We start from the raw sequence: 14,211 nt of genomic DNA, 5'->3' as shown, positions 1-14,211 counted from the left end.
AGTGAGGTTTTCGGCACGGCGCGAGTAAAACACAACGGCACACCAGATGCAACAATGTTGCATCTGGTGTGCCGCACAAAAAGTCGCCCGCTTAATCGACCTGAACGAGCAAGCCCTTCAGGTATTCACCTTCCGGAAAACTCAAGGCCACCGGGTGATCGGCCGCACCGGCCAGACGCTGCACGATGCGCGCCTCGCGCCCGGCATCGTGCGCCGCACCGGCGACGATTTTCTGGAACAGTTCCAGACCGATACCGCCGGAACACGAATACGTCATCAGCAAGCCGCCCGGTTTGAGCAGGCGGCAACCGAGCACGTTGATGTCCTTGTAGGCGCGGGCAGCCCGGTCGGCATGGGCGGCCGACGGCGCGAACTTGGGCGGATCGAGAACGATCAGGTCGAACTTGCGGCCGGCCTGGCGGAAATCGCGCAAAGCCTGGAAGACATCGGCTTCCAGCCATTCGGCGCGCTCGGCCGGCAAGGCAGGATTCAGTGCCAGATTAGCTTTCGCCTGGGCAATCGCCGGACCGGAAGAGTCGATCGACAGGACATGCGCGGCTCCGCCGGCCAGCGCCTGCAACGAAAAGCCGCCGGTGTAGCAGAAGCAGTTGAGGATTTCCTTGCCCGCTGCCAGTTGACCGAGCAATTGACGATTGTCGCGCTGGTCCAGATAGAAGCCGGTTTTATGCCCGCCAGCGATGTCGACCGCAAGCGTCACACCGTTTTCCTCGATGCTCAGCGGCGTCGTCGGCGCCTCGCCATGCAGCCAGCCGGTCACCGGCGTCAAACCTTCGAGACCGCGCACTTCGGAATCCGAACGCTCATAAATCCGCGCACAACCAGTCGCCTTGAGCAGGCCGGCGACAATCGCGTTGCGCCATTTATCGGCGCCGGCCGAGGTCAATTGGACGACCACAGTATCGCCATACTGATCGGCGATCACGCCGGGCAAGCCATCGGACTCGGCGTGAATCAGGCGCAGCCCCTGCTGGCCGCGCAAGGCCGGCAGCACCTGACGGCGCTCGACCGCCGCTGCAATGCGCCGCTTGAAGAAAGCGTCATCGATTGCCTCGTTCGGATCGAAAGTCCAGAAACGGGCGCGAATCTGCGATTGCGGACTGTAAGCGGCGCGTCCCAGCGGCCGCAGGTTGTCGGCCAGTACTTCAACCGTATCACCCGGCCGGGCACGCCCTTCGAGACGGCCCACCGAACCGGCAAACAGCCAGGGATGGTGCTGCTTGAATGCCGAACGTTCCTTGCCAGGCATGAGTATCAATTGGGCCATGATTTCCTCGAATTCAAATTGCGCGACGCAAAATGCAAGAAGCCCCGGTTACCTTGCGATAACCGGGGCCCTGAAGACGGTTGCTGCTTAGTTGCCCAGCGGCTTGCGGCTACGCTGCTGGCACTCAACGGCGTACATGGTCTTGAACATGGTCTTGCCCAGGCCCTTGAACAGGCGCTTGACGGATTTAGAAACGCAGCGGCGTTCCAGAATGTTGCGACGGGTGCGGTTGATGGCCATGAAAAATCCTTGAATTCGGGGAACTTGAAAGGGGTGAATCATAGAGGTTGACGCGATTAACGTCAATTACCGCTTGATTTTCTGTGCTTTTTGGTTTTTGGCGCCTAGAGGCAGTTGACCGCAAAATACCTCAACGCTTGGCCCTTGGATGCGCTGAGTCGTAAACCTTGGCCAGATGCTGGAAATCCAGATGCGTATAGACCTGCGTCGAAGCGATGCTGGCATGCCCGAGCATTTCCTGCACCGCGCGCAAATCGCCTGACGACTGCAGAACATGGGAGGCAAAGGAATGACGCAACATATGCGGATGCACATGCCCCGGCAAGCCCAGACGAACCGCCCGCTGCGCCAGACGCAACTGCACCATGCGCGGCGAAATACGCCTTCCGCGCCGGCTGACGAACAAGGCCGTTTCATCGGCGGCCGCCAACTCGTCACGCAGCGCGGCCCAGACCTGCAGCGCCGCACAGGCCTGCCGCCCGACCGGGACAAGACGCAACTTGTTGCGCTTGCCGAGCACCCGGACTTCGCCCTCATGCACGATGCTGTCGAGCGCCCCGCGCTCAAGGCCAACCAACTCGGCGAGGCGCAAGCCCGACGAATAGAACAGTTCGAACATCGCCGCGTCGCGCGCCTCGAGACGCGGGTCTTCGTCTTCGGCAGGCTCCAGCAGCCGCGAGGTTTCGTCCACCGACAAAGCCTTCGGCAACAAGCGTGGCGATTTGGGTGCCTTGATCGCTTCACAGGGATTGGCGCGCACCAAGCCACGCTCACCCAACCAGGCGAAAAATCCGCGCCAGGCCGACAGCACCCGGCCCAGTGAACGTCCGGACAAACCGCGAGCATGCATTTGCGCGACAAAACGCCGGATGTGATGCACCAGCAACTGGTCGAGCGGCGTCTCAGCAGCAGCCAGCAGCAGTTTGTCCAGATCGCGCCGGTAATTGACGACGGTATGCGGCGACAGCCGACGCTGATCCGACAATTCGTTCAGATATGCATCGACTGCCTGCGCCGGGCTCACAGTGCGCTCTTGGTCACCCGGGCTAGCGCAGCGGATACCATTTCGCCGATCCGCTCAAGGTACAAGGTGCCCATATCGGCGTAGAAACGCTGGTTCTCTTCGCTGCCCAGCGCAATCATGCCGATCGTCCCACCCCCATTGCGCAGCGCAATCAGCGCCTGCGAACGGATGTGCGATGCCGCCTCGCCAAACCACGATGCCGTGCCAAAGCCGGCGGTCGAGCCGCAATAAGGACGGGCCAGGGTTTCGGCAAAGACCTGCAATTCCTCACTGACTGCCGCAAACTCCGGCAGATCCTCGATGCCTTCCGGCTTGTCCCACAGGCGCAAGGCGACGTGCGGCACAGTGAAGTCATCGCGCAAATGGAAATTCAATAGATGAATGACCGCCTGGAAGGTTTCGGCGGCAATCAGGCCGACGGCCAGACGATGCACTTTTTCGCTGATCTGGTCGTTTTCTTCGCCGAAAGCGATCAACTCGGCCAGCTTGCTTTCACTCGCCCGGTTTTTTTCGCGCAAGGTCAGCATCTGGCGCTCGGCCAGCGATACCGCACGGCCACCGTGCGGATGCGGCAGGAAAATCTGCGCCATCAAATCGGCGTACTGCTCGAAAAAGCCGGGATTGTTTTTCAGGTACTCGGCAATTTCATCAGGAAACATGGCGCTCATAATTCGATTTCTCCGGAAAATACAGTCACAGCCGGCCCGGTCATCATGACCGGCCGCGCTTCGCCGCCCCAGGCAATGGTCAGGTCGCCACCGCGCGTCGTCACCCGTACCGGCGACTCAAGCAAACCGCGCCGGATGCCGGCGACCACCGCCGCACAGGCGCCCGTGCCACAGGCCATGGTTTCACCGGCACCGCGCTCATAGACCCGCAAACGGATGGCGTGTTTGTCGACCACCTGCATGAAGCCGGCATTGACCCGCTGCGGGAAACGTTCGTGCGACTCGATCAACGGACCGTGTTCGCCGACCGGCGCCCGATCTACGCAATCGACCACCTGCACGGCATGCGGATTGCCCATCGAAACGACGCTGATTTCCAGTGTTTCGTCAGCCACATCGAGGTTATAGATCACGACATCGTCGTCGTGCAGGAAGGGGATTTCAGCCGGGGAAAAGCGCGGAATTCCCATGTCGACCGTAACATTTCCATCACCCTCGAGACGCAGGGTGATCAGCCCTTTCATGGTCTCGACGCGGATTTCGCGCTTGTCGGTCAAACCCTGCTCATGCACGAAACGGACAAAGCAGCGCGCACCGTTGCCGCATTGCTCGACTTCGCCGCCATCGGCATTGAATATCCGGTAGCGGAAATCGAGCCCGGCCTGGCTCGGCCGTTCAACCAGCAGTATCTGGTCGCAACCGACGCCGAAGTGCCGGTCGCCCAAGTAGCGCAACTGCTCCGGGGTCAGGGAAACCTGCTGCCGCACACCGTCCAGCACGACAAAGTCGTTGCCCAGACCATGCATCTTGGAAAATTTGAGCTTCACGAACTTCCCCACTATTTGATTTCAAAAAAGAATAGCAGAGACAGTGGGTTATCTCAAAATTCTAAAGCTTTTTCTCCATCACGAAATCGTCCATCACATAACCATGACCGATGTCGTCCACTGTCGTGGTGCGCACGGCAAAACCGTATTTCATGTACGAGTTGATCGCCTTGTCGTTGCGCTTGTTGACCTGCAGGATCACACAGGGATAGCCCTGCTTCTTTGCCCGCTCGGCGACATGGGCGATCAACTGGCCGCCAACACCACGCCGCTGCATGTCGGGATGAATATATAGCTTGTCCAACTTGAATTCGCCCTTGTAGATTTCGCTGAAGGCGAAACCCACACGGCGTCCATCATGGAAAGCCTGATCCAGCCATTTGTGCAGGTCTTCGAGATCATCGTACAGACGTTCATGGCCATAGCGCTGCTCGAGCATGAAGTCGATCTGTTCCTGGGTAATGATGCCAGGATAAGTGGCCTGCCAGATTTCGCGGGCCAGCAAGGCAATCGCAGGAACGTCGGGCGGCGTGACGGGACGAATTTCAATATTCAGGCTGTTCATGTTGTAAACCTATGTTCTCTGGTTGGCCCGGATGATTCGTTGTTAACCCGCACGGAGATGGCCCGGTCCGTACGCGCGCAGCATGATAACGCACATACGCTCAATCAGACCGGTGGCGCCTCGGCACCACGCGGTCGCTTGTAGCGGTGATAGCCCCAAAGGTATTGCGTTGGGCGCTGGCGGATCAGCGCTTCAATTTCGCTATTTATCTGCTGCGCCCGGTCGACCGTAGAACCCGCCAATGGCTGACTTGGTGGCAGAAAATGCAGGCAATAGCCACGCCCATCAGGCAATCGCTCTCCCCAGGTCAGCAGGGAAGCCGCACCGGTTTCCGTCAGACGGGCAGCCAAGGTCATGGTGTAGGCATGACGGCCAAAAAATTTCAGCCAGACACCTTCGCCGTTTTTCGGTGCCTGATCGGGCAACATGCCGACCATCTGGCCTTTTTTCAATGCCTTGATCAGCGAACGTACGCCGGACAAATCGGCGGGGGCCAGATGCTGGCGCTCCCGCTGCCGACCGGCCAGAATCATTTTTTGTGCCGCCGCCGATTTGGGCGGACGATAGAGCACCGTGATGTCGCCAATCCGCGAAAGATACTGGCCGACAATTTCAAAGCAGCCAAGATGCGGGGTGAGAAAGACGATCCCTTTTTTTGCCTGCAAGGCGGCCTCGACATGCTCCCAGCCCTTGACCTCGACGACTTGCGCGCATGCCGCATCAAGCGGCCGCATCCAGATGCGGGCCAGTTCGAGCATCTGCTTGCCCGCTTCCTCGGCCGCCCCGGCATGCAGCGATTCGTCAAAACCTGCCTGCGCCATGTTTTCTTGCAAATTGCGCCGATAGGTCGGCGACAGCCAATAGGCAACACGACCAAGCCATGCCCCCAGAATATGCAAAAAGCGCAACGGCAGCAGGGAAAGCAGACGGAAGAGAAAGACCATGTGAGTGCGGGGGTTGAAACCCGGCGCAAAAGGATTAATATTATCTGATCGCCGAGTTAAACAGACAACTTGCGGGGCGATTTACAAATCCTGCTAAAGCGTCGCCTGCTCGTGGTCCAAAGCTGGTTGCGCCGGATCAAAGGACCACTGGAGCTGCACCATGAGCGAATACTTCTTCACCTCGGAATCGGTTTCCGAAGGCCACCCGGACAAGGTTGCCGACCAGATTTCCGACGCCATCCTGGACGCGATTCTCGCGCAGGACCCGCACTCCCGGGTTGCTGCCGAAACCCTGTGCAATACCGGCTTGGTCGTACTGGCCGGGGAAATCACCACGCACGCCAATGTCGATTACATCCAGGTCGCGCGCGACACGATCAAGCGTATCGGTTACGACAACACCGATTACGGCATCGATTACAAGGGCTGCGCTGTCCTGGTTGCCTATGACAAACAGAGTCCGGACATCGCCCAAGGCGTAAACAAGGCCTACGACAACAATCTGGATCAAGGCGCAGGCGACCAGGGCCTGATGTTCGGTTACGCCTGCGACGAAACGCCGTCACTGATGCCGCTACCGATCTACCTGTCGCATCGCTTGGTCGAACGCCAGGCCTTGCTGCGCAAGGACGGCCGCCTGCCTTGGGCTCGTCCGGATGCCAAGTCGCAGGTCACCATCAAGTACGTCGATGGCAAGCCTTTCGCCATCGATACCGTTGTGCTATCCACCCAGCACTCCCCTGACATCAGCCTTGACGACCTGCGTGAAGCCACCATTGAAGAAATCATCAAGCCGGTTCTCCCCAAGGAATTGATCAAGGGCGACATCAAATATCTGGTCAATCCGACCGGCCGTTTTGTTGTTGGCGGACCACAAGGTGACTGCGGCCTGACTGGCCGAAAAATTATCGTCGACACTTATGGTGGCGCAGCGCCGCACGGCGGTGGGGCTTTTTCCGGCAAGGACCCTTCCAAGGTCGACCGCTCTGCTGCCTATGCCGGTCGCTACGTCGCAAAAAACATCGTTGCCGCCGGCCTGGCCAGTAAATGCCTGGTCCAGATATCCTATGCCATCGGCGTCGCCCACCCGACGTCGATCATGGTCGATACCTTCGGTACTGGAAAAGTCAGCAACGAAACGCTAACCGCCCTGATCCAGAAACATTTCGATCTGCGCCCGAAAGGCATCGTCAACATGCTTGACCTGCTCCGCCCGATTTACCAGAAAACCGCGGCATATGGTCACTTCGGCCGCGACGAGCCGGAATTTACCTGGGAAGCCACTGACCGCGCCGCAGTATTGCGTAGCGACGCTGGCCTTTAAGCGATCCAGGCCATACACAGGGGAAGCCTCACGGCTTCCCTTTTTTTTCGTTAGAATCATGCGATATGCTAAGAAAAATACCCGTCGACCAACTCACCCTCGGCATGCACCTGCAAGCATTTTGTGGCGCTTGGCTTGACCATCCGTTCTGGCGGACAAAATTTGTTCTGGTCGATCCGAATGACCTTGTGCTGATCCGGGAAAGCAATATCACCGAAGTCTGGATTGATGCAACCAAAGGCAAAGACATTGCCCCGCAGAATGTCTCCGCATGCACCGAAATTCTTGCGGCAGAAGATATTCCCGCAGAACCACCGGTAGTGCAAAACAAGGCGACCTTTGCCGACGAAGTAAAAAAAGCCGGCCAGATCGTCAACAAGGGCAAGGAAGCCGTGCTCTCGATGTTTCAGGAAGCACGCATGGGCAAGGCCATCGAAGCAGAGGCTGCCGCTCCACTCGTCGAGGAAATCTCCAATTCGGTCATGCGCAACCCCGGTGCGCTGATCAGTCTGGCACGGCTAAAAACAGCCGATGACTACACTTATATGCATTCGGTTGCAGTCTGTGCGCTGATGATCGCACTGGCTCGCCAATTGGGCCTTGATGAGCAGGAAACACGGGAAGCAGGCATGGCTGGATTGCTGCACGACTTGGGCAAGGCCATGATCCCGATGGAGGTTTTGAACAAGCCAGGAAAACTGACCGACGAAGAATTCGCTGTCGTTAAAACCCATCCGGAAGAAGGACACAAACTCCTGCTTCAAGGCAAAGGCATCAATGCGATCACACGTGATGTTTGCCTGCATCACCACGAAAAAGCTGATGGAAGCGGCTATCCAAAAGGCCTGAACAACGACAGCATGAGCCTCTACGCAAAAATGGGCGCGGTGTGCGATGTTTATGATGCGATCACCTCCAACCGTCCATACAAGGCCGGCTGGGATCCGGCGGAGTCGATCAAGCGTATGGCCGAATGGAAAGGTCACTTTGATCCGGCAGTATTCCAGGCCTTCGTAAAAAGTCTCGGTATCTATCCGATCGGTTCATTGGTCAGGCTGGAATCGGGCAAACTGGCCATCGTGGTTGAACAAGGCGAAAAATCCCTGCTGTCGCCCAAGGTAAAGACTTTTTTTTCGACCCGTTCGCAAGCCTACATAAAGCCGGAAACCATCGATCTGGCACGCAGTGCCGAAAAAATAGCCGGGCGTGAAGATGCACAAAAATGGGGGATCAAAGACATCGACCGGTATTGGGTCGGCTGATTTCTTTTGGCAACAAATCAATAGCAGTTTTAGCCTGGCATCGAAAACCATACTCTCAACAATGTTAAACTCAATTTGCATATGTATAATGCATTGAACTAACAATGGGGAGACAAAAATGCCAAAAGGCTATTCAGGGCGCGCCACAAAAGTACCCGCTGAAAAAGCTGAATACACCGCTGCGGTGCGTTACAGGGATGGCAGCAGCGAAATTTTCCGGGTAAAAAACGCCGACAACTTGGCCGATGCTAGAGCCACGGTTCAGGCGCAGCTCATGAATATCCACGCCCTGCTCATCGCTCGCCGCAGGAGTAGTTGTTGAACAAATCAGTCTCCTCACGATAGCTAGCGTATAATCCGCCACCTACCGAGGGGCGCTGCAGGAGCCAGATGATCAACATCACTCCCAGGCTCGGTTTAAAACGGCGCTCACTGATCAACCCTGCCGGGCGCAGGGGGCCGCCGGTGAGCAACAACGCCGTTATTCCCCTCCCCGTCACAGTTATTTAGGAGCTTACTGTGGCTGAATTCAAAGACTACGTCATCGCTGACATCAACCTTGCCGACTGGGGTCGCAAGGAAATCCTCATTGCCGAAGGCGAAATGCCCGGCCTGATGGCCATTCGCGAAGAATTCGCGAAGACCCAGCCGCTCAAGGGCGCGCGCATCACCGGTTCGCTGCACATGACCATCCAGACCGCCGTGCTGATCGAGACGCTGACCGCGCTCGGCGCCGAAGTCCGCTGGGCCTCGTGCAACATCTTCTCGACGCAGGATCACGCCGCGGCCGCGATCGCCGCGCAGAACATCCCGGTCTTCGCCGTCAAGGGCGAAACCCTGGTCGATTACTGGGATTACACCCACCGCATCTTCGAATGGGCCGATGGCGGCTACTCGAATATGATCCTCGACGACGGCGGCGATGCCACCCTGCTGCTGCATCTCGGCGCCCGTGCCGAGAAGGACATCTCGATTCTGGCCAAGCCGGGTTCGGAAGAAGAAACCATCCTCTTCGCCGCCATCAAGGCCAAGCTGGCTGTCGATCCGACCTGGTATTCCGTACGCCTGGCCCAGATCAAGGGCGTCACCGAAGAAACCACCACCGGCGTGCATCGCCTGTACCAGATGCATGCGCGCGGCGAACTCAAGTTCCCGGGCATCAACGTCAATGACTCGGTGACCAAGTCCAAGTTCGACAACCTCTACGGCTGCCGCGAATCGCTCGTCGACGGCATCAAGCGCGCCACCGACGTGATGATCGCCGGCAAGATTGCCGTCATCGCCGGCTACGGCGACGTGGGCAAGGGCTCGGCCCAGGCCATGCGCGCCCTGTCGGCCCAGGTCTGGGTTACCGAAATCGACCCGATCTGCGCCCTGCAGGCCGCGATGGAAGGCTACCGCGTCGTCACCATGGAATACGCCGCCGACAAGGCTGACATCTTCGTCACCACGACCGGCAACTTCCACGTCATCACCCATGACCACATGGTCAAGATGAAGAACAACGCCATCGTCTGCAACATCGGTCACTTCGATAACGAAATCGATGTCGCCTCGATCGAGAAGTACCAGTGGGAAGAGATCAAGCCGCAGGTCGACCACGTCATCTTCCCGGACGGCAAGCGCATCATCCTGTTGGCCAAGGGTCGCCTGGTCAATCTCGGCTGCGGTACTGGTCACCCGTCCTACGTGATGAGTTCCAGCTTCGCGAACCAGACCATCGCCCAGATCGAACTGTGGACGGAAGCGGTCAAGGGTTCGAACAAGTACCCGGTCGGCGTCTACACGCTACCCAAGCACCTCGATGAAAAGGTTGCCCGTCTGCAACTGAAGACGCTGAACGCCCAATTGTCCGAGCTGACCGACGAACAGGCCGCCTACATCAGCGTACCGAAGGAAGGCCCGTACAAGGCCGACCACTACCGCTACTAAGAAGCAGCAGCCCGAACAGGCCGTCCATCGATGAGCATGAACTCTTTCCATGCCCGCCAAGGTGGGCGGCCAAATCTGGCAAAAGCGGATGAAAAGTCCGCAAAAAAACCTGTCGACCGTGGCGGGCTGCAACGCGCCGATGCCTTGCTGGTCCAGCGCAAGCTGGCCACATCGCGCACGCAAGCGCAAAAGCTGATCGCCGCCGGTCGGGTTTTGCTCGATGGTGCGCCGCTGGCCAAACCGTCGATTGAATTGCCGCCGGACGCCGCGTTGACCGTAGTCGATGACGACAATGACCGCTACGTTTCGCGCGGCGCCTTTAAACTGCTTGGCGCACTGACCGAAACCGGCCTGGCCGTCACCGGTAAGACTTGCCTCGACGTCGGCCAATCCACCGGCGGCTTCACCGATTGCCTGCTGCAGTCGGGTGCCCAACGCGTCGTTGGCGTCGATGTTGGTCACGGTCAACTGCACGGCAGGCTGAAAAACGACGCCCGCGTCACGGCGCTCGAAGGCATCAACTGTCGCGCGCTGAGCGCAGCCGATCTCGGCGACGCGATGCCGGACTATGGTTTCGACCTGATCGTCGGCGATGTGTCCTTCATCTCGATGACACTGATCCTGCCGCAGTTGCCGGCACTGCTGGCCAACAACGGTGATCTGCTGCTGCTGATCAAACCGCAATTCGAAGTCGGGCCGGGCAATATCGGCAAGGGTGGCATCGTGCGCGACCCAGCGCTTTACCGTAGCGTCGAAGCCAAATTCAGGGAAAATGCCCAAAATCTCGGGTTGACCGTAAAAGCCTGGCTGGATAGTCCAATTACCGGCGGTGATGGCAACCGCGAATTCTTCATCTGGTTGAACAAATGAATACTGAAATTTCCATCGAATTTTTCCCACCGCAAACCCCTGAGGGGATTGAAAAACTGCGGTCGACACGTGCCGAACTGGCAAAACTGAACCCACAATTTTTCTCCGTAACCTACGGTGCGGGCGGTTCGACCCGCGAACGCACCTTCTCCGTCGTCAAGGAAATTGCTGCCGAAGGCTTCGATGCTGCACCACACCTCTCGTGCATCGGATCAAGCCGCGAATCGATCCGCGAAATCCTAGGCGAATACAAAGCCGCCGGCATCAAGCGCACCGTTGCCTTGCGCGGCGATCTCCCCTCGGGGATGGCTGAAACCGGTGAGTTTCGCTACGCCAACGAACTGGTCGAATTCATCCGCGCCGAAACCGGTGACTGGTTCAGCATCGAAGTCGCCGCCTACCCGGAGTGGCATCCGCAAGCCCGCAGCCCGAAGGACGACCTCGACGCCTTCGTGCGCAAGGTAAACGCCGGTGCCAATTCGGCTATCACGCAGTATTTCTACAATGCTGACGCGTACTTCCACTTCGTCGACGAAGCAAAAGCACTTGGCGTCGATGTACCGATCATTCCCGGCATCATGCCCATTGTCGGCTTCACCAAACTCGCCCGTTTCTCCGACGCCTGCGGCGCCGACATCCCGCGCTGGATGCGGAAGAAATTTGAAAGCTTCGGCGACGATACCGACGCCATTCGCGCCTTCGGCCTAGATTCGGTAACGCAACTGTGCGAACGCCTGCTAAAGGGGGGAGCACCCGGACTGCACTTTTACTCGATGAACCAATCCGCACTAACCGTCGAGATATGCAAAAGGCTCGGTTTGAAGTAATTTCACGGTCAAGCGTTTTCCATCCTGCTCCAGCAGAATTGCGAATCTGGAATCTGCGTTGCGAGCAAATTTACTTAACCTCCCTGCCGCGCCAACGATACCGAGATGGTTACCACCAACGATATACAAACCCTGCTGGACAGCAGCTATACCTACAAAAACAGTGACTTTCCGATTGGCACGCCCGTGCAAATCGGGGTCAATTTTTTACTCTCCCGTCCAGGCGACTGGCCGGAAACCACTTTCCAGTCGTTGACCAGTAAAAACCTGGATATTTACGAGCAAAACATCCTTGAGGCGCTGGCCTTAGTCGAACAGGCTTGTGGCGTTGATTTCGTTCTGCTTCCGGAAAACCAGGCTCGCATCCTGCTCGGTTTGTCTTCCATCACCGCCACAGATCTGGCGGGATATGCTCAACATCGATACAAGGATAGCTTGAGTCAATACGTCACCCAGATCGTCTATGACGACGAGACAATTGACTCATCAAACTTTCAAAGTACGATCATTCACGAAATTCTTCATGCCTTGGGCCTCAAGCATCCGGGACATTATTCGCCCGACGATGAAGGCCCCTATTTATCAAGTGACAAAGACAATACCGGCAACACGGTCATGTCCTACAACTTTACCGGGCAAGATGATCTGAATCTACGCACGTACGACATTGCTGCCCTGCAATATCTCTATGGCCCACCAATTTCGGCTGGTATCCGGGTCGGAATATCCTCCGGCGATAAGCAGCGAAGTGGCACCGCAGCCGATGAGTTATTCGCGCTCAATAGCTATACGCTTTGGACACAAAACAACGATACCCAATTCACCAGTACCGATGGATCAGTCTACCGGGCCACCGAAACAGGCATCCTGATCGATGGCAACAGCGGTATCGATGAGGTATTTATTCCGCTTGCTCAACACCAGGTCGAAATTTCACCTGCTGGCGACAATGTGTTGAATATTTCCAGCGAATGGAGCATCGAACTCTCCGACAATAACACCGGCAAGCTCAAGCTACTTGACCGCCTCGAAGAGATCGAACGCCTACGCTTCTCCGACAAGAAGATTGCCTGGGACATCACGGACAATGCGCTGGAAACAATGCAACTTATCGCGACCATTGCTCCCGCGCTAGAAAATGACCTGCCAACACGCGGCGCCATTCTTCGGCTTTTGGACCAAGGCAATTCACTTCAATCCCTGTTTGAATTGGCCATTCAAAACAACCTTGTACCCAACATCAACACAGACTTGGCAGCTCAAACCATCCACAATGTTCTCCCCAGTATCACCGGCAGCCAGTTTGATGATCTAAAAGCCGTTTGCATCGACTATATCGAGAACAATGGTCAAGCCAAATTTCTCTCCGACGTAGCCAGTTTAAGCATGAACGTGAATCTCGTAGGCTTGCAACAGAATGGCATGGAATACCAGCAAGTCTGAGCGAGAAGCATAAAAACTCTCATGTTTTCCCGAAAACACCCCCAATACAGGACGGCATTGCAGAAGAGGTATGCAAACTATCTATCCGAGCCACACTTTCCAGCAGGGGTGGGGTAAGCTCTGACAATGGAACGCATTGAAGCACTCACCCTGATCGCCGAACAAGCCAGCAATGGAGAGCTTGCTTTCCCGACAGGATTGGATAATTCGCTAAAAATACTGCGCCAGCTAGACGATCCGGACTGTCACATAGAGCGGGCAGTTCAACTGATCAAGAGCGAACCGCTTATTGCCGCAAGAGTCGTTTCAGTTGCCAATAGCGCAGCCTACAACCGAAGTGGGCGAGAAATCACCGAATTGCACAGTGCAATATCCCGTATTGGCTTGCGCACAACGCGCACACTGACAATGGCCATTACAACACGGCAAATGGCAGGCTCACCAAAATCAGCCGAGCTTCGCGAGGCCACGGCAAAACTATGGGACCACACCGCTCACGTCGCCGCCCTGTGCCATGTCATTGCGCGCAGAATCACGCACCTTGATCCTGAAACCGCTTTTTTTGCCGGAATCGTCCACGAAATTGGCGGCTTCTATCTAATTTCCCGAGCAGCTGACTTTCCTGGACTGCTAAAAGGCGATCCTGCCGACTGGGCTGAACAGGCAGAACCGACCATCGGGCGTGCCATTCTCAAGAGGCTGGATATCCCGGAGAGCACGACCCGAGCAATCGAATCCATGTGGGAGGGACTTCTCGCCCTCCCTCCCGTCAGCTTGGGAGATACCCTGCTGCTAGCCAACGAACTTTCCACGGCCAAATCGCCTTTATACGAAGCGGATAGCCTCACGACAGGAAGCGCAACCGGACTGATAGACTCCTTGGTCGACGATGCAATGCTGAGCAGCATTCTTGAAGATGCCTCAGCCGAGGTTGAATCCCTGGCCGCAGCACTGCACTTCTAAAACATCCGTCGTATTTCAATAGCCAATCAACACCGTT

Annotated in this window: 15 protein-coding genes and 1 riboswitch; of the genes, 8 read left to right on the top strand and 7 right to left on the bottom strand. The window is 57.0% G+C overall.

Annotation, left to right across the window (positions count from 1 at the left end; all coding sequences use genetic code 11):
* Positions 1 to 91: 91 nt before the first annotated feature.
* The 7 genes from RCI20_RS03565 to RCI20_RS03535 all read right to left on the bottom strand — a co-directional run bounded on the left by RCI20_RS03565 (position 92) and on the right by RCI20_RS03535 (position 5,553).
* Positions 92 to 1,285, bottom strand: coding sequence for a class I SAM-dependent rRNA methyltransferase (locus RCI20_RS03565; RefSeq protein WP_306603172.1), 1,194 nt, complete (start codon positions 1,283 to 1,285; stop codon positions 92 to 94).
* Positions 1,286 to 1,372: 87 nt separating this feature from the next.
* The gene (locus RCI20_RS03560; RefSeq protein ID WP_306603171.1) at positions 1,373 to 1,525 is read right to left on the bottom strand and encodes a hypothetical protein; all 153 of its coding nucleotides are present in this window, start codon (positions 1,523 to 1,525) and stop codon (positions 1,373 to 1,375) included.
* A gap of 130 nt (positions 1,526 to 1,655) precedes the next feature.
* On the bottom strand, positions 1,656 to 2,549 hold the full coding sequence (gene xerC, locus RCI20_RS03555; protein WP_306603170.1) for a tyrosine recombinase XerC: 894 nt from the start codon (positions 2,547 to 2,549) through the stop codon (positions 1,656 to 1,658).
* Positions 2,546 to 3,217 (bottom strand): DUF484 family protein, encoded by a 672-nt coding sequence (locus RCI20_RS03550; RefSeq protein ID WP_306603169.1) that lies wholly within the window; start codon positions 3,215 to 3,217, stop codon positions 2,546 to 2,548. The genes xerC and RCI20_RS03550 overlap by 4 nt, the downstream gene beginning before the upstream one ends.
* Positions 3,214 to 4,044, bottom strand: a complete 831-nt coding sequence (gene dapF / locus RCI20_RS03545; protein ID WP_306603168.1) for a diaminopimelate epimerase — start codon at positions 4,042 to 4,044, stop codon at positions 3,214 to 3,216. The genes RCI20_RS03550 and dapF overlap by 4 nt, the downstream gene beginning before the upstream one ends.
* Positions 4,045 to 4,105: 61 nt before the next feature.
* Positions 4,106 to 4,609: a GNAT family N-acetyltransferase gene (locus tag RCI20_RS03540; protein WP_306603167.1), complete on the bottom strand. Its 504-nt coding sequence runs from the start codon at positions 4,607 to 4,609 to the stop codon at positions 4,106 to 4,108.
* Positions 4,610 to 4,713: 104 nt separating this feature from the next.
* A complete protein-coding gene (locus tag RCI20_RS03535) occupies positions 4,714 to 5,553 on the bottom strand; it encodes a lysophospholipid acyltransferase family protein (RefSeq protein ID WP_306603166.1) in 840 nt (279 codons plus the stop codon).
* Between the two features lie 160 nt (positions 5,554 to 5,713).
* Here RCI20_RS03535 and metK point away from each other — a divergent pair, with 160 nt between their 5' ends.
* The 8 genes from metK (at position 5,714) to RCI20_RS03495 (ending at position 14,174) form a co-directional block, all read left to right on the top strand.
* The gene (gene metK / locus RCI20_RS03530; protein WP_306603165.1) at positions 5,714 to 6,877 is read left to right on the top strand and encodes a methionine adenosyltransferase; all 1,164 of its coding nucleotides are present in this window, start codon (positions 5,714 to 5,716) and stop codon (positions 6,875 to 6,877) included.
* Positions 6,878 to 6,942: 65 nt separating this feature from the next.
* Complete coding sequence (locus RCI20_RS03525; RefSeq protein ID WP_306603164.1) at positions 6,943 to 8,139, top strand: HD-GYP domain-containing protein; 1,197 nt, start codon at positions 6,943 to 6,945, stop codon at positions 8,137 to 8,139.
* Positions 8,140 to 8,257: 118 nt separating this feature from the next.
* The gene (locus RCI20_RS03520) at positions 8,258 to 8,461 is read left to right on the top strand and encodes a hypothetical protein (protein WP_306603163.1); all 204 of its coding nucleotides are present in this window, start codon (positions 8,258 to 8,260) and stop codon (positions 8,459 to 8,461) included.
* 41 nt (positions 8,462 to 8,502) lie between these two features.
* A riboswitch (S-adenosyl-L-homocysteine riboswitch) is annotated at positions 8,503 to 8,577 on the top strand.
* An 81-nt stretch (positions 8,578 to 8,658) separates the two neighbouring features.
* Positions 8,659 to 10,071: an adenosylhomocysteinase gene (gene ahcY, locus RCI20_RS03515; protein ID WP_306603162.1), complete on the top strand. Its 1,413-nt coding sequence runs from the start codon at positions 8,659 to 8,661 to the stop codon at positions 10,069 to 10,071.
* A 30-nt stretch (positions 10,072 to 10,101) separates the two neighbouring features.
* Positions 10,102 to 10,941 (top strand): TlyA family RNA methyltransferase, encoded by an 840-nt coding sequence (locus tag RCI20_RS03510; protein ID WP_306603161.1) that lies wholly within the window; start codon positions 10,102 to 10,104, stop codon positions 10,939 to 10,941.
* Positions 10,938 to 11,768, top strand: a complete 831-nt coding sequence (gene metF / locus RCI20_RS03505) for a methylenetetrahydrofolate reductase [NAD(P)H] (protein WP_306603160.1) — start codon at positions 10,938 to 10,940, stop codon at positions 11,766 to 11,768. Before RCI20_RS03510 ends, metF begins: the two co-directional genes overlap by 4 nt.
* A 105-nt stretch (positions 11,769 to 11,873) precedes the next feature.
* Positions 11,874 to 13,211 carry a hypothetical protein gene (locus tag RCI20_RS03500; RefSeq protein WP_306603159.1) on the top strand — a complete coding sequence of 446 codons (1,338 nt, stop codon included), beginning with the start codon at positions 11,874 to 11,876 and terminating at the stop codon, positions 13,209 to 13,211.
* Positions 13,212 to 13,337: 126 nt separating this feature from the next.
* Positions 13,338 to 14,174, top strand: coding sequence for an HDOD domain-containing protein (locus tag RCI20_RS03495; protein WP_306603158.1), 837 nt, complete (start codon positions 13,338 to 13,340; stop codon positions 14,172 to 14,174).
* The last annotated feature ends 37 nt before the right edge of the window (positions 14,175 to 14,211 follow it).

This window comes from Azonexus sp. (assembly GCF_030824335.1).
Lineage (GTDB): Bacteria > Pseudomonadota > Gammaproteobacteria > Burkholderiales > Rhodocyclaceae > Azonexus.
Note: the sequence above shows the minus strand (reverse complement) of the source record. Positions and strands in the feature narration are given on the sequence as shown.